At 70.4% G+C, this 24,593-nt stretch carries 15 protein-coding genes; 10 read left to right on the plus strand and 5 right to left on the minus strand.

The features are described 5' to 3' along the window. The 8 genes from AQJ46_RS43150 to dpgD all read left to right on the plus strand — a co-directional run. Positions 1-7,270: amino acid adenylation domain-containing protein (locus tag AQJ46_RS43150; RefSeq protein WP_455770095.1), on the plus strand; the 7,270-nt coding region annotated here is incomplete at its 5' end. 564 nt (positions 7,271-7,834) lie between these two features. Further along, positions 7,835-9,418, plus strand: a complete 1,584-nt coding sequence (locus tag AQJ46_RS43155; RefSeq protein ID WP_059210820.1) for an MBL fold metallo-hydrolase — start codon at positions 7,835-7,837, stop codon at positions 9,416-9,418. Positions 9,419-9,608: 190 nt separating this feature from the next. Then, positions 9,609-10,454, plus strand: coding sequence for an alpha/beta fold hydrolase (locus tag AQJ46_RS43160; protein ID WP_059210821.1), 846 nt, complete (start codon positions 9,609-9,611; stop codon positions 10,452-10,454). Between the two features lie 51 nt (positions 10,455-10,505). After that, on the plus strand, positions 10,506-11,876 hold the full coding sequence (locus tag AQJ46_RS43165) for an aminotransferase-like domain-containing protein (protein WP_404828520.1): 1,371 nt from the start codon (positions 10,506-10,508) through the stop codon (positions 11,874-11,876). Positions 11,877-11,993: 117 nt separating this feature from the next. Beyond that, a complete protein-coding gene (gene dpgA / locus AQJ46_RS43170; RefSeq protein WP_079072691.1) occupies positions 11,994-13,145 on the plus strand; it encodes a 3,5-dihydroxyphenylacetyl-CoA synthase DpgA in 1,152 nt (383 codons plus the stop codon). Positions 13,146-13,156: 11 nt separating this feature from the next. After that, entirely contained in the window at positions 13,157-13,825 is a 669-nt protein-coding gene (gene dpgB / locus AQJ46_RS43175) for an enoyl-CoA-hydratase DpgB (protein WP_079072692.1), read from the plus strand. Continuing rightward, the gene (gene dpgC, locus AQJ46_RS43180; protein WP_079072693.1) at positions 13,822-15,204 is read left to right on the plus strand and encodes a (3,5-dihydroxyphenyl)acetyl-CoA 1,2-dioxygenase DpgC; all 1,383 of its coding nucleotides are present in this window, start codon (positions 13,822-13,824) and stop codon (positions 15,202-15,204) included. Before dpgB ends, dpgC begins: the two co-directional genes overlap by 4 nt. Next, positions 15,201-16,034, plus strand: coding sequence for an enoyl-CoA-hydratase DpgD (gene dpgD, locus AQJ46_RS43185; protein WP_059210823.1), 834 nt, complete (start codon positions 15,201-15,203; stop codon positions 16,032-16,034). Before dpgC ends, dpgD begins: the two co-directional genes overlap by 4 nt. Before the next feature lie 89 nt (positions 16,035-16,123). On the opposite strand, the gene pheA is transcribed toward dpgD, so the two are convergent. The 5 genes from pheA to AQJ46_RS43210 all read right to left on the minus strand — a co-directional run bounded on the left by pheA (position 16,124) and on the right by AQJ46_RS43210 (position 22,528). Further along, complete coding sequence (pheA, locus tag AQJ46_RS43190) at positions 16,124-17,056, minus strand: prephenate dehydratase (protein WP_059210824.1); 933 nt, start codon at positions 17,054-17,056, stop codon at positions 16,124-16,126. 91 nt (positions 17,057-17,147) lie between these two features. Then, a complete protein-coding gene (locus AQJ46_RS43195; protein WP_059210841.1) occupies positions 17,148-18,410 on the minus strand; it encodes a dihydrolipoamide acetyltransferase family protein in 1,263 nt (420 codons plus the stop codon). Between the two features lie 5 nt (positions 18,411-18,415). Next, positions 18,416-19,417 (minus strand): alpha-ketoacid dehydrogenase subunit beta, encoded by a 1,002-nt coding sequence (locus tag AQJ46_RS43200; RefSeq protein ID WP_059210825.1) that lies wholly within the window; start codon positions 19,415-19,417, stop codon positions 18,416-18,418. Then, a complete protein-coding gene (gene pdhA / locus AQJ46_RS43205) occupies positions 19,414-20,574 on the minus strand; it encodes a pyruvate dehydrogenase (acetyl-transferring) E1 component subunit alpha (protein WP_059210826.1) in 1,161 nt (386 codons plus the stop codon). The genes AQJ46_RS43200 and pdhA overlap by 4 nt, the downstream gene beginning before the upstream one ends. A 46-nt stretch (positions 20,575-20,620) precedes the next feature. Continuing rightward, entirely contained in the window at positions 20,621-22,528 is a 1,908-nt protein-coding gene (locus AQJ46_RS43210) for an ABC transporter ATP-binding protein (protein ID WP_059210842.1), read from the minus strand. Between the two features lie 369 nt (positions 22,529-22,897). Here AQJ46_RS43210 and AQJ46_RS43215 point away from each other — a divergent pair, with 369 nt between their 5' ends. Further along, positions 22,898-23,113: an MbtH family protein gene (locus tag AQJ46_RS43215; protein ID WP_059210827.1), complete on the plus strand. Its 216-nt coding sequence runs from the start codon at positions 22,898-22,900 to the stop codon at positions 23,111-23,113. 195 nt (positions 23,114-23,308) lie between these two features. Beyond that, the coding region (locus AQJ46_RS43220) for a condensation domain-containing protein (protein ID WP_225887554.1) at positions 23,309-24,593 on the plus strand (1,285 nt) is incomplete at its 3' end.

The raw sequence follows: 24,593 nt of genomic DNA on the forward strand, positions 1-24,593 counted from the left end.
GGGGGTGGAACTGCCGCTGCGGACCCTCTTCGAGGCGCCTACGGTGGCCCAGCTCGCCGCCCGCCTTGGTACGGCCGGCCAGGCGCGTAACGCGCTCACGGTGCAGCAGCGCCCGGAACGCGTCCCCCTCTCCTTCGCGCAGCAGCGCCTGTGGTTCATCGGCCAGCTCGAAGGCCCGGGCGCCACGTACAACCTGCCCGTAGCCCTCCGCCTGTCCGGGGAGGTCGACAAGCAGGCCCTCTCGGCCGCCCTGCGGGACGTCCTGCAACGGCACGAGGTGCTGCGCACGGTCTTCGCGACCGCTGGCGGCGAGCCTTATCAGCGCATCCTCACCATGGAGGAACTGGACTGGCAGCTGCACACCCTCGACATCGACGAACCGGACCTGGCGCAGGCGGTTTCCGATGCCCAGGCCCACAGCTTCAACCTGGCGATCGACGTACCGGTGCAGGGGTGGCTGTTCTCGACCGCTGCTGCTGAGCACGTGCTGGTGCTGGTGGTGCACCACATCGCGGGTGACGGCTGGTCGATGGCACCGCTGTCCCGGGACATCGCCGCTGCCTATGCGGCGCGGCTGTCCGGTGAGGCTCCCCTGTGGGAGCCGCTGCCGGTGCAGTACGCGGACTACGCGATCTGGCAGCGGGAGCTGCTCGGCGACGACCAGGACCCGGACAGCCTGGTCTCCCAGCAGATCGCCTACTGGGGCGACACCCTCGCCGACGCCCCTGAAGAACTGGAACTGCCCTTCGACCGCCCCCGGCCGGCAGTCGCGAGCTATCAGGGTCACCGCGTGCCGCTGGAGGTCCCGGCCGAGGTCCACGCCCGACTCGTGGAGCTGGCGCACGAGGCGGGCGTGACCCTCTTCATGGTGCTGCAGGCCGCCCTCGCGGTCCTGCTCTCCCGGCTCGGAGCCGGTACGGACATCCCCATCGGCGCGGCTGTGGCCGGGCGCACCGACGAGGCGCTCGACGACCTGGTCGGGTTCTTCGTCAACACGCTCGTCATGCGGACCGATCTGTCCGGTGACCCGACGTTCCGCGAGACCCTCGCCCGGGTCCGCAAGACCGGCCTGGACGCCTACATGCACCAGGACGTGCCGTTCGAGCGACTGGTTGAGGAACTCGCCCCGACCCGCTCCCTGTCCCGGCATCCGCTGTACCAGGTGATGCTCACCCTGCAGAACAACGCGCGCAACGTCGTAGGCCTGGACGGCCTGCGGTCCGAGGGAAGTGCTGTGGCTACGCCCGGCCGGTTGGTCGCGGCGAAGTTCGACCTTGACGTGATGGTCGGTGAGGACTTCGACGCGCAAGGCAGGCCCGCGGGTCTGCACGGCACCGTGACAGCGGCGAACGACCTGTTCGACCGGGCGACTGCTCATCGCCTGACGGAGCGTTGGGCGCGGGTGCTCGACGCTGTGACCGCCGATCCGCAGGTCCGGCTGAGTGCGGTGGACGTCCAGGATGCCGGTGAGCGTGAGCTGGTGATCACGGCCTGGAACGACACCGCCGCGCCAGTGTCCGCAGGTACCGTCGCGAGGTTGTTCGAGACGCAGGCGGCCCGGACTCCCGACGCGATCGCGATCGTGTCCGACGGACTCAAGGTCTCCTATGCGGACCTGGACGCCCGCGCGAACCAGCTCGCCCGCCACCTCATCGGCCGGGGCGCCGGACCCGAGTCCGTCGTCGGCCTGTGCCTGGGCCGCGGCCCGGAGATGATCACAGCGATCCTCGCAGTGTGGAAGGCCGGTGCCGGCTACCTGCCCATCGACCCCGAGCAGGCGGTCGAGCGCACCGGATTCATGCTCACGGAAACCGGCGCCATCGTCCTGCTGGGTCTGCAGGAGACTCTGGCGCAGTTCGCCGCAGAGTCGTGGCCGACGGTGGTACTGGACGACCCCCGGACCGCCGCAACCATCGAGGCGCAGGGCACCACCAGCCCCGCCGTCACCACGTCACCCGACGGCCTGGCCTACGTGATCTACACCTCCGGCTCCACCGGAACCCCCAAGGGCGTCGCGGTCACCCACGGCTCCCTGGTCAACTACACCGAGTCCGTCCCCTCCCGGATCGGATTCGGCACGCCAGGCGGCCGCTACGCACTCCTGCAGGCCCAGGTCACCGACCTCGGCAACACCGTGCTGTTCATCAGCCTCGCCACGGGCGGCACCCTGCACATCCTCCACCACGATGCGGTCACCGACTCCGACGCTGTTGCCGACTACCTCGCTCAGCACCAGATCGACCACCTCAAGGCCGTCCCCTCCCACCTCGCCGCCCTCGGCGCGGGCGGACTGGCCCGCGTCCTGCCCACCACCTCCCTCGTCCTGGGCGGCGAAGCCGCCCCCACCAGCTGGGTGGCCGAGCTCCTCGACACCGCCGGCACACGCGGGGTGTTCAACCACTACGGCCCCACCGAGACCACCATCGGAGTCGCCACCGCCCCCATCACCAGCGACCACCTCCAGCTCCCCTCGATCCCCGTCGGCACCCCGATCGCCAACACCCGCTTCTATGTCCTCGACGAGTACCTCAACCCCGCCGCCCCTGGCGTCGCGGGCGAGCTCTACATCGCGGGCGCCGGCCTGGCCCGCGGCTACGTGCGGCGCCCCGGCCTCACCGCCGGCCGGTTCATCGCCAGCCCTTTCGCCACCGGTGAGCGGATGTACCGCACCGGCGACCGTGCCCGCTGGACCACCGACGGCCAACTCCTCTACCTCGGCCGCACGGACGACCAGGTCAAGATTCGCGGCTTCCGCATCGAACCCGGCGAGATCCAGACCGCACTCCTCGCCCACCCCGGCGTCGCTCAAGCCGCCGTCATCGCCCTCGAGGACACCACCGGCGACAAACGACTCGTCGCCTACATCACCCCCACGCCCGACAGCGTGGAGGACCTCGAAACACTCGCCGGCGCCGTTCGTGCCTTCGCCGCAGAGCACCTCCCCGAGCACATGGTCCCCTCCGCGGTCGTCAGCCTCGAGTCCCTCCCGCTGACCAGCAACGGAAAGCTCAACCGCAAGGCACTTCCCGCCGCCGACCACAGGACCGGAGCAGCCACGGACGGCCGCGCCCCGAGCACCCTCGCCGAAGAGATCCTCTGCGGCGTGTTCGCCCAGGTCCTCGGGCTGGACTCGGTCGGCGTGGACGAGGACTTCTTCGCCCTCGGGGGACACTCCCTCCTGGCGACGCGTCTCGTCAGCCGGGTCCGCGCCGTCCTGGGCGTCGAGCTGTCGCTGCGCATGCTGTTCGAGACGCCCACCGCCGCGGGACTCGCCGCCCGCCTGGACGAGGCAGGCCACGCCCGCACCCCGCTGATTCCCCAGCCGCGCCCCGAGCGCATCCCCCTCTCCTTCGCCCAGCGGCGCCTCTGGTTCCTCGAGCAGGTCGAAGGCCCAAGCTCCACGTACAACATCTCCATCGCCGTGGGACTCAGCGGCGAGGTCGACAGTTCCGCTCTCTCGGCCGCCCTACGGGATGTCCTTGATCGGCACGAGGTGCTCCGCTCGGTCTTCCCCACCGAGGACGGTGTGCCCTACCAGCGCGTTCTCACCCTGGACGAGCTGGACTGGGAGATGCAGGCAATCGAGGCCCACGAAGAGGAACTGGGGCGCAAGGTCGCGGAGGCGGCCGGGTACACCTTCGACGTCTCGGTCGAGGTACCGGTCAAGGCGTGGCTCTTCACGTCCGGCCCCGACAGGCACGTGCTGGTTCTGGTCCTGCACCACATCGCGGGCGACGGATGGTCACGCGGGCCGCTGGCCCGGGACATCGCGGCTGCCTACGCGGCCCGCCGCGGCGGCGAGGCTCCGGTGTGGGAGCCGCTGCCGGTGCAGTACGCGGACTACGCGATCTGGCAGCGGGAGCTGCTCGGCGACGATCAGGACCCGGACAGCCTGGTCTCCCAGCAGATCGCCTACTGGCGCGAGGCCCTCGCAGGCATTCCGGAGGAGCTGGAACTACCCTTCAACGACTCGGGAGCGGCGTCGGACTACCGTACCTACAGCACGCCGCTGGAGGTTTCCGCGCAGGTCCACGCACGGCTGATCGAACTGGCGCAGTCGGAGGGCGTGACGCTGTACATGGTGCTGCAGGCCGCGCTTGCGGTGCTGCTGTCCCGGCTCGGCGCCGGCACCGACATCCCCATCGGTGCGGCCATCGCCGGGCGTACCGACGAGGCGTTGGACGACCTCATCGGATTCTTCGTCAACACGCTCGTCATGCGGACCGACCTGACCGGGGACCCGACCTTCCGTGACGTCCTGGCCCGGGTCCGCGATGCCGGCCTGGGTGCCTTCGCACACCAGGACGTTCCTTTCGAGCGCCTCGTCGAGGAGTTGGCACCCGTCCGCTCCGTCTCACGCAATCCGCTGTTCCAGGTCATGCTGACGCTGCAGAACACCGTCCGCGGCGGGGCCCGGCTGTCCGGCCTGCGATCCGGCGAGGTTCCGCCAGCTGTGGCGAAGGATCTCGCCGCCGGCGCGCCGGCCGCCAAGTTCGGCATGGACCTCTCCGTCAGTGAGCGGTTCGACGACGATGGCCGGCCGGCCGGTCTCCAGGGCCACCTGGCCGTCGCCACCCGACGCCCCGACCCGGACACGGCCCGCGCCCTCGCCGAGCGTTGGGCACGCGTGCTCGCCACGGTCGGGGAAGCACCGCAGCTGAGGCTCGGTGAGGTCGACATCCTCGGCGCTGACGAACGGCGTCAGCTGCTGCTCGACTGGAACGACACCGGCATCGAGGTCCCGTCCGGGACTTTGGTGGAGCGGTTCGAGCGGCAGGTCGAGCTGACTCCCGAGGCCGCGGCAGTCGTCTCCGACTCGGTCGAGCTGACCTACGCCCAGTTGGACGCGCGGGCCAACCGGCTGGCCCGATTCCTGGTCGGCGAGGGTGTGGGACCGGAGTCGGTCGTCGCGGTCGTACAGGAACGCGGCATCGACCTGGTGGTCTCGCTGTTGGCGGTGCTCAAGGCCGGCGGCGCCTACCTGCCTGTCGACCCGAGATACCCCGCTCAGCGCATCGCGTTCCTCCTCAAGGACGCTGACGCGGCAATGGCCCTGGCCTCGAGTACGAGCGTGACCGCCCTGCCCGAGGCGGCCTCGCTGCCGGTGGTCCTGGTGGACGACCCGGCGACGACCGGGCGGCTGGGTGAACTCGCCGAATCGGCGTTGTCCCAGGCGGAGCGCACCAGCGTCCTCCTTCCGACGCACCCGGCTTACGTGATCTACACGTCGGGCTCGACCGGTACGCCCAAGGGCGTCGTGGTGCCGCACGCCGGCGCGGTCAACCTGATCGCGGCGGACGGCTGGCAGCTCGATGGCCGAAGCCGTCTGCTGCAGTTCGCCTCCGTCGGGTTCGACGCGGCGACCTGGGAACTGCTGATGGCGCTCTGGTCCGGTGCCTGCATGGTGGTGGCTCCCGCGGAGGAACTGCTGCCGGGGGCCGGACTTGCCGAGGTCATCGCCCGACACGGCGTCACGCACCTGTTGCTGGCGCCGGCCGTGCTGGAAGTGCTGGCGACCAAGGACCTGGCATCGGTCACCACTCTGCTCTCCGGCGGTGACGCGCTGAGTGCGGAGCAGGTGGCCCGCTGGGCGCCCGGCCGACGCTTCGTCAACGCCTACGGTCCGACGGAGATCACCGTCTGCGCGACCATGGCCGGTCCGCTGGCGCCCGGCGACGAGCCGTCCATCGGCCGGCCCAACGCCAACACGCAGGTCTACGTGCTCGACGAGTGGCTGACCCCGGTCGCGGCCGGAGTGGTCGGTGAGCTCTACATCGCGGGGGCCGGAGTCTCGCGCGGTTACCTTCACCGGCCCGGGTTGAGTGCGCAGCGCTTCGTGGCGAACCCCTTCGCCGGTGCGGGCGAGCGGATGTACCGGACCGGAGACCGGGTCAAGTGGACGTCCGACGGCCGCCTGGTCTTCGCGGGCCGGGCCGACGACCAGGTGAAGATCCGCGGTTTCCGGATAGAGCCGGGCGAGGTCCAGACTGTGGTCGCCGAGCAGTCCGACGTCGCCCAGGCGGTCGTGGTCGTCCGCGAGGACCCCCCCGGCGACAAGCGCCTGATCGCCTACGTGGTGGCCGCGCCGGACAGCTCCGTCGACGCCGAGCAGTTGCCGGGCGCTGTGCGGCAGTACGTCAGCCGGCAGCTGCCCGAGTACATGATCCCCGCCGCCGTAGTCGTCCTCGACGCGATGCCGCTGACGCCCAACGGCAAGCTGGACCGCAGGGCGCTGCCCGTCCCGGACCACGTGGCCGCTGAAGACCAGGCTGGCCGACGCAGTCCGGCGACCGCGCTGGAAGGGCTCATGTGCGAGGTGTTCGCGGAGGTGCTCGGCCTGGACAGCGTCGGCGTGGACGAGGACTTCTTCATGCTGGGCGGGCACTCTCTGCTGGCCGTCACGCTGGTGTCGCGCCTCCAGGCGCGCGGCGTCTCGGTCACGGTGCGCAACCTGCTGGCGGCTCCCACCGTCAGCGGGCTGATGAGCCGGATGGACCTGGGCGCGGTGAGCGACGCGCTCGACGTCCTCCTCCCGATCCGGTCGAGCGGGAACAGACCGCCGTTCTTCTGCGTCCATCCCGGCGGCGGCCTGAGCTGGTCCTACATGCCGCTGGCCCGGTTCGTCCCAGAGGACGTCCCGCTGTACGGGCTGCAGGCCCGGGGGTTGGACGGGACCAGCGAGCTGGCGCGCTCGGTGACCGAGATGGCCGAGGATTACGTCCGACAGATCCGTTCGGTCCAGCCGAGCGGCCCGTACCACCTGCTCGGCTGGTCCTTCGGCGGCATACCGGTGCACGAGATCGCGGTGCGGCTGCAGCACGACGGTGAGGAGGTCGCCGCACTGGTGATCATGGATACCTATCCGATGGTCCCGGACCCTGGGGTCCCCTCCGGCCCGGTCGACGCCGACGGGCAGCCTCTGTCCGAGGAGGCGAAGCTGGTGGAGATCAGCGAGAAGATGCGGCGTGAGGCCGGCGCCACGCTCGGCGCGATCTCGGACGAGGAGTCGATGCGACTGGCGCGGATCTTCCTCAACAACAGTGCTCTGAAGCGTGAGCACGTCCTCGGCTCGTTCCAGGGCGACGCGCTCGTTCTGGTCGCCGGGAAGGATCGTCCCAAAGCCGCCCCGACCAGCAGGGACTGGATGCCCCACGTGACCGGCGAGGTCGCCGAGGCCTGCCTTCCCTGCACGCACTCGGACATGATCCGGCCCGAGATGCTGGCGCAGGCGTGGTCCGCCATAGCGAGGTGGCTGGAGCGGGAGAACTGACGACCGCGAGGGGCCCCGCGTCTGCGGGGCCCCTCCGGCTGTTCGAGCGGAAACCTTGTCGGAGACTGCGGTGAGCCGCACGGCCGCCGGCTGCCACTCGGGAGCGTTCAACTGACCTCGCGCCGCAGTTGAACGTCCGCACCGGCCGGGACGGCCGGCTACACCCGCTGAACAGCGTCGAAGGCCGGCACCGTGCGCGACGTGCGCAAGCGGCTGCACCTGGGCCAGGATCCGGACGGCGCGTGCGCCTTCGGCGGCCGCCACTCCGCAGCAGGCGGACGGACAGGAACCGTAGAGCGCACGCCACCTGGGACTGGTGAGAGGCGGCCCGGCCGGCGCGCCCCGGCCGCTGACCGCGCGCAAATCCACGCATGCACACGGAGAAACGTCAATCCGTGTGCATCCCTTTCTGCACACTGCCTGTTCGCCCGGGCAATCGTTGAATGAACACTCGCCTCGGGTTCATAGTGATGCAGCCGAATGCTCCGGTGAATTCCAGCCTGCGCCCCAGTTCGCGGTGCGCGGCATTTCCACACTTCCGGTATTTCTGGGGGAAGACCACAGATGGATGAACAGCTGAAGTACCTGCGCTCCCGAGCAATCGTCGAACCACTGGTCGACCGGTTCTACGCATGGCTCTACACGGTCGCGCCGGTGCAGGCGGCAATGAACCTCGCATTCCTGCAGGTTCCGCTTCTCGAATCGTATCTGCAGTCCCCGCAGGTCCATGTCGCGGCGAGCAACAACCCTGAGCTGCGTGGCGGATACTTCGTCAACATCCCGGAGGAGCGCGCCGAGGAGGTGCGCGAGCTCCTCGCCACCATCAAGCGCGACCGGGCCGACATGATCCGCTTCGCCGAGGCCATCGCCGAGGGACAGGACCTCCTTCGGGCCAACGCCACCGGCTTCGACCTCACCCCTCTGTACCCTCAGCTCCCCAAGGAGCTGGGCGGTGTCGTCGAGCTGGCCTACGACACCGACAACCAGGCCGCGATCCGCTTCCTGGAGCCGCTGGCGTACAAGAGCCCGGCCTACGCCGAGGCCCGCCAGTCCGTGCAGCTCTCCCTCGAGCCCGGGGTCGAGCGCCCGTTCATCCTCAGCACCCCCCGCCTGGCCGACCCGGACGTGCTGGAGCTGCCGATCCCGTTCAACCACCCGGGCCTCGAGGAACTGTTCAAGGCCCGGGTACACGGTGCCACCCTCAGTCACCTGCGGGAGGCCCTCGGCCTCGACGACGCCCAGACCGAGCAGCTGCTCGGACTGCTGGCCGACGAGCCGAGCCTGTCCCCGGACCGGCACATCGCCGAGGGCGGGCGCATACGCTACTTCGGTCACGCCTGCCTGGTGCTGCAGACGCCCGAAGGCACCATCGTCACCGACCCGTTCATCTCGGCGGACAACTCACAGGGCGATCGCTACACCCTCGACGACCTCCCGGACTACATCGACCTGGTGCTGATCACGCACGGCCACCAGGACCACATCGTCCTGGAGACGCTGCTCCAGCTGCGCGGCCGGGTCGGCGCCATCGTCGTCCCGCGCCCCTCTCGCGGCAACCTGCCCGACCCGTCGATGGCGCTGGTCCTGCGCCACCTCGGCTTCGACACCATCGAGGTCGACGACTTCGACGAGGTGCCCTTCCCCGGCGGCAAGGTCACCGCAACGCCGTTCCTCGGCGAGCACTGCGACCTCGACATCCGCGGCAAGTCCACCTACTGGGTGGAGCTGGCCGGCCGCAAGGTCTTCGTCGGCGCGGACTCCTCCGGCATCGAGCCGAGGCTGTACCGCTACATCCGCGACCACCTGGGCAAGGCCGACCTTGCCTTCCTCGGCATGGAGTGCGACGGCGCCCCGCTGACCTGGCTCTACCAGGCGCTGCTCACCAAGCCGGTGACCAAGAAGATGAGCAACTCCCGCAAGCTCTCCGGCTCCAACGCCAAGCAGGCCGGCGACATCCTCACCGAGCTCGGTGTCGAGGAGGCGTACGTCTACGCGATGGGCGAGGAGCCGTGGCTCGGCCACGTCATGGCCACCACCTACAACGAGGACACCTACCAGATCAAGCAGATCGAGGAGTTCCTCGACTCGTGCCGCGAGCGCGGCGTCAAGGCCGGTCACCTGTACGGCCAGCAGGAGTGGCGCTGGTAGCAGCGGGCCGGCCGGCGCCGACGCGGCGCCGGCCGTACCCGCCGACAGCACCGACAGCACCGACAGCACCGACAGCACCGACAGCACCGACAGCACCGACGAGGAGGAGTCCGCCTTGCACGCTCACCAGAACCCCACGCGACCCGGGAATCAGCGGTCCCCGGTCGTCGGCGAGTGAGGCGGCCTCACCGTGCCCTTCGTCTCCGCCAACGGAATCAAGCTCCACTACCAGCGCACCGGTCAGGGCGAGCGGGTGCTCATGATCATGGGCTCGTCCGCCTCCGGCCGGGTGTGGACCATGCACCAGACCCCCGCGCTCAACCGCGCGGGCTACCAGACCCTCACCTTCGACAATCGCGGCATCCCGCCGACCGACGTCCCGCCCGGCGACTACACCCTGGAGGAGATGGTCGCCGACACCGTCGGGCTCATCGACTCCCTCGACTACGGCCCCTGCCAGGTCGTCGGCACCTCGCTCGGCGCGATGATCGCGCAGCAACTCGCGGCCGAACGCCCCGACCTGGTCCGTGGCGCCGTACTCATCGCCACCCGGGCTCGCTCCGACGCCTACCGCAAGGCGCTGACCCGTGCCGACCGGGCCCTGACGGCCGACGGGGTGCGGCTGCCGCGGGCCTACGAGGCCGTGCACCAGGTCACTCAGATGCTCTCCCCGGCCACTCTGAACGACGACCGGGCCGTCAACATGTGGCTCGACCTGCTCGAACTCACCGGTGGCGAGTCCGTCGGTGGCGGACAGAGCGGGGTCGACACCGACGCCGACCGGCGCCCGCTGCTGTCCCGGATCAGCGTGCCCTGCCGCGTCATCAGCTTCACCGACGACCTGGTCACTCCCGCCGCCCTGGGCGCCGAAGTGGCCGCGGACATCCCCGACTGCGACCACGTCGAGATCGGTTCCTGCGGCCACTGGGGCTACCTCGAGCGACCCGACGAGGTCAACCGGGCGATCACCGACTTCCTGGACAAACACAGTCTCGACCGGCACGGAGCCGGCGCCTCGGCCGTCGGCCGGCGCTGAGGCGCACCACCCAGCACGGCCAGCGGCCGTCCGTCTTCCTGGAGGTACCCCGTGACGGCGCAGGACCTGAGACCGGACCCGGACCTGGTTCCCGACCCTCCCCCGGGGGACCTCCTCGGCGGGGCGGCGCTCGACCTCGCCGATCTCCACGGCAGCCTGGCGGATCCGGTCCTCGACTCGATGACCTTCCTCAACGAGGTCACCCACCGCTACCCGGACGCGATCTCATTCGCCCCCGGACGCCCCTACGACGGCTTCTTCGACGTCGAGCAGGTCTTCGAGCACCTGCGCCGCTACCTGGACCACCTGCGCGATCTGGGCAGCGCTCCCGAGCAGATCCGCGACCAGATCTTCCAGTACGGCCCGACCGCCGGCGTGATCCGCGACCTGGTCGCCGACTCGCTCGCCCGCGACGAGAACGTCCACGTCGCCCCCGAGTCCCTGGTCATCACCGTCGGGTGCCAGGAGGCGATGCTCCTCGCCGTGCGGGCGCTGATCGCCCGGCCGGCCGACGTACTGCTCGCCTCCAGCCCCTGCTACGTCGGCATCACCGGCGTGGCCCGGCTGCTGGGCGTGCCACTCACCGTCGTCGAGGAAGGCCCGGACGGCTTCGACTGCAGCGTGCTGGAACGCACCCTGCGAGCCGAACGCGGCCAGGGGCGCCGCCCGCGCGCCCTGTACGTCATCCCCGACCACGCCAACCCCTCCGGTGCGACGATGCCGCCGGCCACCCGGCACGCCCTGCTGGATCTGAGCGAGCGCGAGGACTTCCTGATCCTGGAGGACAGCCCCTACCGGATCGTCAGCCCCGGACGGCAGCTGCCCACGCTCAAGAGCCTGGACACGCGCCGGCGCGTGGTCCAGCTGGGCTCGCTGTCGAAGACGCTCTTCCCCGGCGCCCGTGTCGGCTACGTCGTCGCGGACCAGCCCGTGCGGCGCCCCGACGGCACCACCGGGCTGCTCGCCGACGAACTGGCCAAGATCAAGAGCATGGTCACGGTGAACACCTCGCCGATCAGCCAGGCCGTCGTGGCCGGCATGCTGCTCGCCGTCGACGGCCACACCAAGGAGCTCAACACCGAGACCGCGGCTTACTACGGCCGGGCCATGCGCACCACCCTCGACGAACTCGACCATGCTCTGCCGCCGGTGCTGCGCGAGCGCCTCGGTGTGCGCTGGAACCGGCCCCAGGGGGGCTTCTTCCTCGCTGTCGACGTGCCCTTCGCGGTGGACAACGAGGCCCTCGCGCGCTCGGCGCACGAGCACGGGGTCATCTGGACCCCCATGTCCTACTTCTACCCGCAAGGCGGGGGCGAGCGCAGCCTGCGGCTCTCCGTCAGCTACCTGACCCAGGCCCAGATCACGGAAGGAGTCTCCCGGCTCACCCGATTCATCCAGGCCGAGGCGGAGGTACGGGCCTGATCGCGCCCCACCCTCCCCTGCGACCCCTCGACTCCACCCGGAGGTTCGACCCAACGTGTCCAGAACACAACTGAATCCGCCCCGCGCGGCTCGCCGTCGCTGGGGGTGGACGTTCCGATGACGCCCGGCACCGAGCTGCTCCCGAGCGACTGGGCGCAACTCACCTCGTCCGAACCACCCCGCACGCCCGTCCCGGCGCGCCTCGCCGGCATCGGCACCGCCAACACCGGCGAGTCCTACTCACAGCAGCAGCTCATCGACCACCTCGGGATCACCGACCCCAAGATCCGCTCCATCTTCCTCAACAGTGCCATCGAACGGCGCTACCTCACCATTCCCCCGCGCAACGAGCAGGGCGAGCGCCGGTCCGAGCCCCAGGGTGAACTGCTCGCCAAGCACAAGCGGCTCGCGCTCGACATGGGCGCCCGCGCGTTGCGCCGCTGCCTCGCCGACGCCGGCGCGCTGCTGTCCGACATCGACTACCTGTGCGTGGTGACCACGACGGGCTTCCTGACGCCGGGGCTGAGCGCGCTGCTCATCAAGGACTTGGGCATCGACCGCAGCTGCCACCGCGTCGACGTCGTCGGCATGGGTTGCAACGCCGGGCTCAACGCGCTCAACGCGACCAGCAGCTGGGCCGTGGCCAACCCCGGCCGGCTCGCCGTCATGGTCTGCGTCGAGGCGTGCTCGGCCGCGTACACCTTCGACTCCACCATGCGCACCGCCGTCGTGAACAGCCTCTTCGGCGACGGCTCGGCGGCGGTCGCCCTGATCGCCGATGGCAACGGCGGGCCCGGCCACTTCGCAGCCTCTCCCAGCAGGGCGGCCGGTCCCAAGCTGCTCGGGTTCTCCAGCCACCTCATCACCGAGGCCGTCGACGCCATGCGCTACGACTGGGACGACGACCAGAACCGGTTCAGCTTCTTCCTCGACCCCGGTGTGCCCTACGTGGTCGGTGCCAACGCCGAGCAGGTCGTGGACCGGCTGCTGTCCAGGGCCGGGCTGCGGCGCAGCGACATCCGTCACTGGCTGGTCCACTCCGGCGGCAAGAAGGTCATCGACGCGGTCCAGGTCAACCTCGGTCTGACCCGCCACGAACTTCGCCACACCACCGGTGTGCTGCGGGACTTCGGCAACCTGTCGAGCGGCTCGTTCCTGTTCTCCTACGAGCGCCTGCTCGAGGAAGAGGTCGTCGTGCCCGGCGACCACGGAGTGCTGATGACGATGGGCCCCGGTTCCACGATCGAAACGGCGCTGATCCAATGGTGAGTGGAGGACGAATGACGCACGACCTGGTGCTGAGGATCGACGGGGCCTTCCCGCTCACCGTGGAGACCGTCGCGGCGGTCAACGAGATCTGCGACCAGGCGGAGGACAGCGGCGGCCGGGCGCGGGTGACCGCGCACGTCTCCGGCGCCCCCGCCACACACCGTCCCGAGGGGCTGACGGTAGCCCTGGTCAGCAGGTGGGAGCGGGCGCTGCGTCGCCTCGAGCGGCTGCCGGTCGCCAGCGTCGCCGTCGCCGAGGGCGAATGCGGCGGCACCGCGCTCGACGTGCTGCTCGCCACTGACTACCGCATCGCGACCCCCACGGTCCGCCTGGTCGTTCCGGTCGAGGACGGCGACACCTGGCCCGGCATGTCCCTGTACCGGCTCGCTCAGCAGGGCGCCAGCAGCCCGGCGATCCGCCGTGCCGTTCTCTTCGGCCAACCCGTCGACGGCGACCAGGCCCTGGCGTTGCGCCTGATCGACGTGCTGGAGGACGACCTGCCCACCGCGCTCGAGAACGCCTGCGCGCTCACCGGGGCCTTCGAGGGAAGCGAACTGGCGATCCGCCGACAGCTCATGTTCGACGCGCCGACCACCAGCTTCGACGAGGCCCTCGGCGCCCACCTGGCCGCCTGCGACCGCGCGCTGCGCCGGCACACGGCAGAGGGGAGCGCGGCATGAGCCGGCTCGCCGCCCCCTTTGAACCGGCGGACGTCGCCGAGGCCGGGGCCGCGGCCAACGCGCTCCTCGCGGAGCTGGGGGCCGTCGATGCGCCGCTGCCGGAAGCCAGGCAGATCCTGGCACGGGCGGCGGAGGTGCTCGCCGCCCTGCCGCCGCGACCCGAACGGACCGCGGACCAGCGCGCCTTGGCCGCCGAGGCCCGAGTCACCGTCCGATGCCTGCGCCACGCCTTCCTCGACACCCACGTCGAGGCCGTCTACGACGAGCTGACGGACCGGCGCACCCGACACCTGCGCATCGACGAGCTGGTGCGGGCCGCCGCGGCGGCCGTGCCCGGACTGGTCCCCACCGAGGAACAGATGGCCGCCGAGCGTCACCTGCCACAGGCGGACAAGGACGGCCACGAGATCGATCAGGGCATCTTCCTCAGTGCCGTCCTGCGCTCGCCCAAGGCCGGTCCTCACCTGGTCGACGCCATGCTCCGGCCGACCGGCCGGGCACTGCGGCTGCTACCGGAGTTCACCCGGACCGGCACCGTGGACCTCGGTTCCGTCCTGCTGGAGCGCGTGGACGGCGTCGCCCGGCTCACCATGACCCGGGACGACTGCCTGAACGCCGAGGACGGGCGCCAGGTCGACGACATGGAGACCGCCGTCGACCTGGCCCTGCTCGACCCGCAGGCCGAGGTCGGACTGCTCCGCGGCGGCGTGATGACCCACCCGCGCTACAAGGGAAAGCGGGTCTTCAGCGCCGGCATCAACCTCAAGACCCTGCATGGCGGCGGCATCTCGCTGGTCGACTTCCTGCTGCGCCGGGAGCTCGGCTACATCCACAAGCTGCTGCGCGGCATGCTGGTCGAGGATGGGGCCGTGTGGCGGCCGCGCACGATCGCCAAGCCGTGGATCGCGGTCGTCGACAGCTTCGCCATCGGCGGCGGCGCGCAGCTGTTGCTGGTCTTCGACCACGTCATCGCGGCCAAGGACGCCTTCGTCAGCATCCCCGCCGCCCAGGAGGGGATCATCCCCGGGGTGTCCAACTTCCGACTCACCCGCTGCGTCGGGGCCCGGCTCTCCCGCCAGCTCATCCTGGAGGGGCGCCGGGTCTTCGCCACCGAGCCGGAGGCGGCGCTGCTCGTCGACGAGGTCCACGAGCTCGACGAGCTCGACGCCGCGATCGAGCGCAGTGTGGTGCGGATGCGCGGTGACGCCGTCGTCGCCAACCGCCGCATGCTCAACAGCGCAGAGGAGCCCGTCGACGACTTCCGCCGCTACATGGCCGACTTCGCCCTCCAGCAGGCGCTGCGCATGTACAGCGAGGACGTCATCAACAAGGTCGGCCGCTTCGCCGGCCGCGGCACCGAGCAGGTGCCGCCGCGATGACACAGAACCCGGGCGGGACCGGAACTCAGGACGACGGCGAACCGCGGGTCCGGTACGAGAAGCACGACCAGGTCGCACGGATCACGCTGAACCGGCCGGACAAGCTCAACGCGATGGACCTGCGGATGCACGCCGAGCTCGCCCGGATCTGGGACGACGTCGAGGCCGACGACGAGGTCCGGGTCGCCGTGCTCACCGGCGCGGGGGACCGTTCCTTCTCCGTCGGGCAGGACCTCACCGAGCGCGCCCGCCGCGACCTCGACGGCACGCCGCCGTCCACGTTCGGCAGCCGCGGTCAGCCGGGCTGGCCCCGGCTGACGGAACGGTTCGCACTGACCAAACCGGTCCTCGCCCGGGTCAACGGCTATGCCTTGGGTGGTGGCTTCGAGCTCTCCCTCGCCTGCGACCTGATCGTCGCGAGCGACCAGGCCGTCTTCGCCCTGCCCGAAGCCCGGCTCGGCCTGGTGGCGGGCGCCGGCGGTGTGTTCCGGCTGGCTCGGCAGCTCCCGCTGAAGACCGCCATGGGCTACCTGTTGACCGGCCGCCCCATGGACGCGACCACCGCGCTCTCCCACGGCCTGGTCAACGATGTCGTCCCGGCCGAGCGGCTGGACGACTGTGTGGACGGCTGGGTCGAGGACCTGCTGCGCAGCGCCCCGCTGTCGGTCAGGGCCATCAAGGAGGCGGCCATGCGCTCCGTCGACATGCCCCTGGAGGAGGCGTTCTCCGCGGCCTACCTCTGGGAGGAGCGGCGGCGCCGCAGCCAGGACGCGGTCGAGGGCCCGCGCGCCTTCGCCGAGAAGCGCCAACCGGTCTGGCAGGCGTGCTGAACCACGCGAGGCAAAGCCCCGGTGGCGCCGATCGACCCGGACCGGTCGATCGGCGCCACCGGGGCTTCTCCGTGACGACCCGACTCTGATCAGTCCTCTCCGCGTCCGTCCAGGCAGCGCGACAACCAGTCCGCCGCTTCGCCGAACTCGCGGTCCGTGGTGCCCGGCCGAACCGAGGGCGCCACTTGGTCGGCCCGGGGGTAGGAGCCGAGGAAGCGCACCCGCGGACAGATCCGGTGCAGACCCATCAGCGCCTCGCCCACCCGGCGGTCCGTGACATGTCCCTCCGCGTCGATTGAGAAGCAGTACTGCCCCAGCCCCTCGCCGGTCGGACGCGACTCGATGCGGCACAGGTTGACCCCGCGCACGGCCCACTCCTGCAGCAGCTCCAAGAGCGCGCCGGGGTGGTCGTCGGCGCCCCACACGACCGCCGAGGTCTTGTCCGCGCCCGTCGGCGCCGCGGTCCGGCCGCGACGGCCGACCAGCACGAAGCGCGTGGTGGCGCCCACCGCGTCGTGGACGTCGGGGGCAAGCACCTCCAGCCCGTACAGGGGCGCGGCGAACGCGCCGGCGAAGGCGCCGTCGAAGCGCCCTTCCTGGACCAGCCGTGCCCCCTCCGCGTTGGACGCTGCCGACTCCCACTGCGCGTGGGGCAGGTGCTCCGCCACCCAGCGCCGTACCTGTGGCTGCGCCACTGGGTGGCCGGTGACCGTTTTCACGTCCTCCAAGTGGCTTCCCGGCCGCACCAGCAGCGCGAAACTGATCGGCAGCAGCACCTCGCGGTAGATCATCAGCGGCCGGCCCGCCGCCAACTCGTCGAGTGTGCTGGTCACACCGCCCTCGACGGAGTTCTCTATCGGGACCAGGGCGGCTCCTGCCTCTCCGTCGCGGACGGCGTCCAGCGCCGCCGCCACCGAGACCGAGGGCACCAGCTCGCGGGTGGCCGCCTCCGGCAGGGTGCGCAGCGCGGCTTCTGTGAAGGTGCCTTCGGGCCCCAGGTAGGTGTATCGGTGAGCAGACAAGTCAGGCCTCCTGGCCCGCGGAGCGGGAAGGGTGTGGGACACGGGCTGCTCCAAGCGGGGTGCGGGGTGCGGGGTGCGGGGAGCGGGGAGGTCACAGGTGGCGCAGCAGCGCCGTCGGGTCCTCGACCGCGTCGGCGACGAACCGCAGGAACGCGGAGGCGGTGGCGCCGTCGCAGACCCGGTGGTCGAAGGTGAGGGACAGCTGCATGACGGGGCGTGCGGTCACCTCCTCACCGACGACCCAGGGTTTGCGGGCGATCCGCCCCACGCCGACCATCGCCGCCTCCGGGTGGTAGATGATCGGGGTGGCTCCGTCGACGCCGAAGATCCCGTAGTTGTTGAGGGTGAAGGTGCCTCCGGTCAGCTCGGCGGGCGTGAGCGTGCCCGCGCGGGCGGCTTCGGTCAGGCGGTCGATTTCCGACGCCAGTTCGGCCGTGGTCCGGGCCTGGGCGTCGTGCACGACGGGGACGACCAGACCTCGAGGAGTCTGGGCCGCGAAGCCGAGGTGCACAGCCGCATGACGGCGTACCCCCGTCGCCCGCCCTTGCGTGTCGGTGACCACGTCGGAGTTGAGTTCGGGGACACGCGCCAGGGCAGCAACGCAGATCCTGGCCAGCAGCGCCAGCAGACCGATCCTGTGCTGGGCGTCGCCCGTGTTCAGGGAGTCCTTCGCAGACAGCAGAGCGGCGGCGTCGACGTCGACCCAGCAGGAGGCGTCCGGCACTTCGCGCCTGCTGCGCATGAACGCCTCGGCGGCACGCCGGCCGACCACGCTCAGCGGCACGACGACCGAGTCCTGAGCCCCGCCCGAGCCTGCCGTGATCACCTGTTCCACGTCGCGGCGCAGGATCAGACCGGCGGGGCCGCTGCCCGTGAGCCGATCAAGCGCGACGCCGTGTTCGCGTGCGAGCCGGCGTACGAGCGGTGAGACGACCGCGACCGTCTGACGCCGCGTCGGCTCAGCCGGGACGGCGTCGGGGTCAGGCGGGGGGAGGACGGCACGAGGTCGCCGAAGACGGGTCGGCTGAGGGCTGGTGCCGTAGCCGACGAGCACGTTGCCCGATCCGCCGCCGTTGTCCTGCGTCGGTGCAGGCGCCGCGGAAGGTGCCTCGCTGACCGCGACGGTGATCAACGGTGCGCCGACCGGGACGACCGTCCCGTGGGGGCCGGCCAGGGTGGTGACGACGCCCGGGTAGGGGCAGGGGACTTCGACGACCGCCTTGGCCGTCTCCACCTCCGCGACCGGCTGGTCGACCCCGATGACGTCGCCGACGGTGACGAGCCAGCGGACGATCTCGGCGGAGGGGAGTCCTTCACCGAGGTCGGGGAGGGCGAATTCGCGTACCGAGGCCACGAGCGTCACTGCTCCCACTGAAGTCGGGCCACGGCGTCGAGGATCCGGTCGACACCGGGGAGGTGGTGGCGTTCCAGCATCGGCGGCGGGTAGGGGATGTCGAAGCCGGTGACCCGCAGCACGGGCGCGGCGAGGTGGTGGAAGCAGCGCTCGCTCACCCGCGCGGCGATCTCCGCGCCGAAGCCGGCGTAGCCGGAGGCCTCGTGCACGACCACGGCGCGTCCGGTCGCCCGGACCGCCGCGCAGACGGTCTCGTCGTCGAAGGGGACCAGCGAACGCAGGTCGACCACGGACAGGTCCCAGCCCTCGGCCTTCGCCGCCTCGGCGGCTTCCAGGCAGACCGGGACTGAGGGGCCGTAGGTCAGCAGAGTCGCCGAGGCGCCGGTGCGGCGGACGACCGCCCGTCCGATCGGCGGGACGGGGGTGTCGGTGGGCGCGAACTCGTCCTTGGACCAGTAGAGGCGCTTGGGCTCGAGGAAGACGACCGGGTCGTTCGAGGCGATGGCCGCGCGCAGCAGGCCGTGGGCGTCGCCCACTGTGGCCGGGGTGACGACGTGCAGGCCCGGCGTGTGCGCGTAGTAGGACTCGCTGGAGTCGCTGTGGTGCTCGACGCCGCCGATACCGCCGCCGTAGGGCACCCGGATCGTGATCGGGAGCGCTATCCGGCCGGCTGTGCGGTTGCGCATCTTCGCGACGTGCGAGACGAGTTGCTCGAAGGCCGGGTAGACGAAGGCGTCGAACTGCATCTCGACGACCGGCCGCAGGCCGTACATGGCCATGCCGACGGCCGTTCCGAGGATGCCGGCCTCGGCCAGCGGGGTGTCCAGGCAGCGTCGCGCGCCGAACTCGGCGGCCAGTCCGTCGGTGATCCGGAAGACGCCGCCGAGAGTGCCCACGTCCTCACCGAGGACGAGGACGTCGCGGTCCTCGCGCATCGCGCCCCGCAGTGCGGTGTTCAGGGCCTGCGCCATCGTCATGGTGGCGGCGTTCGTGGCCGGGCTCGTCATCGCCGCCTCTTCGGCACAGCCGTCGGCGCCCCCGCCGCGTCGGCCGTGAGCCAGGCCCGCAGTTCCGCCGCCTGCTCCCGGAGCTGGCTGGTCGGTTCGGCGTAGACGTGGGTGAACAGGGAGAGCGGATCGGGCAGGGGGTCGGTGTGGAACTCGGCGCGCATCTCGGCCGCGAGTTCCTCGGCGGCCTCGGCCGCTTCGGCGACGCCCGTGTCGTCGAGCAGGCCGTGCTCGCGCAGGTGCCGTTCGAGCACCGTGAGCGGGTCGTGGGCCTGCCAGGCGGCGACCTCCTCCGGACTGCGGTAACGGGTCGCGTCGTCGGCGTTGGTGTGCGCGTCCAGACGGTAGGTGACCGCCTCGACCAGCACCGGGCCGCAGCCCGAGCGGGCGTGTTCGACGGACTCGCTCAACACGATGTGCATCGCTGCGGCATCGTTGCCGTCGACCAGGCGGCCGCTGATGCCGTAGCCGACGGCCTTGTGCGCCAGCGTGGGCGCCGCGGACTGCTTGGCCAGCGGCACGGAGATCGCGTAGCCGTTGTTCTGCACCAGGAAGACCACCGGGGCGTTCAGCACAGCGGCGAAGTTCAGGGCCTCGTGGAAGTCGCCCTCACTGGTGCCGCCGTCGCCGACCAGCGCCATCGCGACCAGGTCGTCACCGCGCAGTTGCGCCGCGTAGGCGAGGCCGACCGCGTGCGGGGCCTGGGTGGCCAACGGCGTGGAGAGTGGGGCGACCCGGTGCTCGTAGGGGTCGTAGCCGCTGTGCGCGTCTCCGCGCAGCAGGGTCAGCGCCTCGACAGGTCTGACGCCCCGGGAGACGGCGGCCAGGGTGTCGCGGTAGCTGGGAAAGAGCCAGTCGGTCTCGCGCAGGGCGGTCGCGGCGGCGATCTCGCAGGCCTCCTGGCCGGTCGAGGCCGGATAGACGGCGAGTCTGCCCTGCTTGGTGAGAGTGGTTGCCTGCTGGTTGTAGCGGCGGCCCAGCACCAGGCGGCGGTAGAGGCCACGCAGCAGGTCGGCGTCCAGCTCGGCCGCGGCCTCCGTGCCGAGCATGCGGAACGGCTCCGGGTCGGGCAGCAGCGGTGCCGGATCCCGGCGCGGGCCGTGGGCGCCGGGCGTCCAGACGAGCACGGGCGTCGAGCTGTCGTCGAGCAAGGTCATGGGGCACCTTCGGGTGTTCGGGTTCGGGGAGGCGACCACTGTCGGCTCAGGCCGACGCGGTGGCCTCCTTGCCGGCGAACTGGGTCAGGTAAAGGTCCGCGTAGACACCCCTGCGGGCGAGCAGCTCCTCATGCGTGCCGCGCTCGCAGATCCTCCCGTCGTCGACGACCAGAATCTGGTCCGCCTCGCGAATCGTGGACAGGCGATGGGCGATCACCAGGGAGGTCCGATCGGCCAGCGCGGTCTTCAACGCCCGCTGGATCGCCGCCTCGGACTCCGAGTCCAGGTGCGCGGTGGCCTCGTCGAGCACCACCACCGGCGGGGACTTGAGCAGCAGCCGGGCCAGCGCCAGCCGCTGCTTCTCACCGCCCGAAAGGCGGTAGCCCCGGTCACCGACCACCGTGTCCAAGCCGTCAGGCAGAGCAGCGATCGCGTCCCACATCCGGGCTCCCCGGCACGCGGTGACCAGCTCGTCCTCGTCGGCATCCGGACGTGCGTACAGCAGATTGGCCCGAATGGTGTCGTGGAACAAGTGAGCGTCCTGCGTCACCACGCCGATGGTCTGCCGCAGAGACGCGAGGCTCACCTCGCGCAGATCCTGTCCGGCGATACGCACCACGCCCGACGTCGGGTCGTAGAGCCGGGGGACCAACTGGGACAGGGTGGTCTTGCCGGCGCCCGAGGGGCCCACCAGGGCGGTCAGCTTGCCGGCGGGCGCGACGAAGCTCAACTCCTTGAGCGTCCACCGCTCTTCGCCACCCTTCGAGTCGACTTGCGGCAGCGCTTCCAGCGAGGCGATCGACACCTCGTCGCTGCCCGGGTAGCGGAAGGAGACCTTGTCGAACTCGATTTCGGGGGCTGTGCCACCGTCGTTGTCGGGCAGCGCCAGGTCCGGAGCCCCGAGTCGCTCCTTGATCAACGGCTGCAGGTCGAGCACCTCGAAGATGCGGTCGAAGCTGACCAACGCGGTCATGACGTTGATGGGCACGCTGGAGAGCTGGTTGACCGGCCCGTACAGGCGCAGCAGCAGGGTCACCATCGCCACCAGCGTGCCGATCTTGAGTGTGCCGTCGATGGCGAGGACCCCGCCCAGCCCGTAGACCATGGCCGAGGTCAGCGAGGTCAGCAGGGTCGCGATGATGAAGAACATGCGGCCGTAGACCACGCCGGACACGGTGATGTCGCGGACCCTGGCCGCCTGTCCGGCGAACAGAGCCGACTCGTCCTCGGGCCGCCCGTAGAGCTTTGCCAGCATCGCCCCGGAGACGTTGAAGCGCTCGTTCATCATCGAGCCCATCTCGGCATTCAGCTGCATGCCCTGGCGGGTCAGCCGCTGCAGCCGTCTGCCGATGAACTTGACCGGCAGCAGGAGCAGCAGCGGGATCATCACCACCGAGGCGAGCGCGATCTGCCAGGAAAGCAGGAACATGGCGCCGAGTACCAGCGCGACCGTCAGCACCGTCGTCAGCGTCTGCGACAGCAGCGTGGTCACGGCCTGCTGGGCGCCGACGATGTCCGTGTTGAGTCGGCTCACCAGCGCGCCGGTCTGCGCACGGGTGAAGAAGGCCAGTGGCTGGCGCTGCACGTGGTCGAAGACTTTGGTGCGCAGCTCGTAGACGAGCCCCTCGCCGATCCGTCCGGAAAGCAGGGTCTGCACCCAGATCGCCGCTGCGTCGACCACCGCCAGACCGGCGATGCCCAGGGAGAGCTGGAGTACGACGTGAAGCCTTCCCGGCACGATGCCGTCGTCGATGACCATGCGCAGCGCGAGTGGGTTCGCCGCCGCGATGATTGCGTCCACCACGGTGGTCAGCAGCATGAGCAGAATCGCCCAGCGGAACCGCCGGACGAAGGGGATAACACGCCGCAATGTACCCTTCCTGACTTTTTGGCGCGTGATCGAATCATCGCTGAGCCTCAGGCGGGCCGGGCCCATTCCTGTGCCACCGATCATGGCCACGGCGAACGCCTCGCTCTCGTAAGGGTGGACCGGATTACGGAAACGTACTGAGTGTCGACGGAAATGGGTTGGCGGCGTCAAGAAATTAGCGGACACCGGCCCGAGGAGGCCATCACCGGACGGTTACCGCAGTTCCACGCCGTGACGCTGTTCAAGTGCCGCGATGCGTCAGTTGAACGTCCAGCCCTGCTGCAGCGCAACATTGATGACCCGCCGGGATTGGCACATAGTGGCTCGGGGTGGAACTGCAGACCTTCCGCAACCCGGCGTATGTCTTTGCAGACGTGCAGAGACCCGATGTCAAATCAAAAAGCATCGGGCACGCGACGCGCAGCCAATCATCTGAGAAAGGACGACGACGCGGTGACGAATCCGTTCGACGACCCGGATGGCAGCTTTCTGGTCCTGGTCAACCACGAAGGCCAGCACTCGCTCTGGCCCGCCTTCGCGGATGTCCCGGCCGGCTGGACCCAGGTCTTCGGCCAGGCCGGCCGTCAGGAGTGCCTCGACCACATCGAGACGTCCTGGACCGACATGCGCCCCAAGAGCTTGATCGAAGCCATGGGAAGCGCGAACTGAGCACCACCACATCGACGCATCCGACGTCGATCGTCTCCCGGGACACGGGCCGGCTCGAGTACCGGCCGCTGTCCGGGAGACGTTGACCCGTCTCCACTGATCAAACAGAGCTGGTCGGCGATGCGGCGTGCCCCAGAGGCAGCAGGCCCCAGCTGTTTCAGTCGCTGAATCGAAACGAATGGGGTGTGTGCGGCGATGGCTGCGTTTGGAAGCGACGTCCGGAATCTGATGGCCGGTCAGCTCGGTATCTGGTACGCGCAGCAGCTCGCGCCGGACAATCCCGGATACAACGTCAGCGAGTACCTCGAGATCCACGGCGACTTGGACGTGGATCTCTTCGTTGCCGCCCTGCGCCGGACCATCGATGAGGCCGAGACGCTGCGGTTGCGATTCCGCGAGGGCGCGGACGGCGCGCCCGAGCAGTTCGTCGCCGAGTCGGACGCCTACCCGATCGAGATCGTCGACCTGCGTGCCGAGGCGGACCCTCGCACCGCCGCGGAGCGGCGGATGCTCGCCGATCTGCGCATCCCGATGGACCTCGCCGCCGGGCCGCTTGCCTGCTACCTCGTCTTCCGACTCGGCGCCGACCACTTCATCTGGTACATGCGCGCCCACCACCTGGTGCTGGACGGCCACAGTACCTGGGTCGTGGCCAACCGCGTCGCCGAGGTCTACAACGCGCTCCTCGTCGGCCAGTCGCCCGACGACACCGCCCTCGCCCCGCTCGCCGTGCTCGCCGGCGCCGACGAGGCCTACCGGCACTCACCGGAGCACACCGTCGACCAGACCTTCTGGCTCGACGTCCTCGCCGACCTGCCGGAGCAGGCCGACCAGGGCAAGCTGCGCCGGCTCCCCGACGCCATCAAGCGCCACACCGACGACGTCGACCGGGCCGGCGCCGACCGGTTCAAGGAGGCCGCGCGCCGCCTCGACACCAGCTTCGCCGGCCTCGTCGTCGCCGCCGCCGTACTCTACGAGCACCGCACCAACGGCGCCCGTGACGTCGTCATCGGCCTCCCGGTCCGCGGCCGCGGCAAAGCGGTGTTCGCCGTGCCCGGCAACACTTCCAACGTCCTGCCGATCCGCGTGAGCGTCGACCCGACCACGACGCTCGCCGAGCTCGCCGGGCGCGCAAGCAGCGCCGTCCGCGAGGCGCTGCACCACCAGCAGTACCGCTACGAGGACATGCTGCGCGATCTCAAGCAGCTCGACGGGCGCTCCCTATTCAGCCTCGTGCTCAACGTCATGCCCTTCGACTACTCGATGCGCCTCGGCGGCAGCACCGCGGTCGCCCGCAACCTCTCCTCGGGCCCCATCGACGACCTCCGCATCGACGTCTACGACCGCCTCGCCGGTGACGGCATCCAGATCGACGTCGATGTCAACTGCGACATCCGCGATCCCGAGTCGGGCCGCGGTATCGCCGACTGCTTCATCCGCGTCCTGGAGTGGATCGCCACCGCCGAACCGGGCGACCCGG

This window comes from Streptomyces canus (assembly GCF_001514145.1).
GTDB classification, from domain to species: Bacteria; Actinomycetota; Actinomycetes; order Streptomycetales; family Streptomycetaceae; genus Streptomyces; species Streptomyces canus.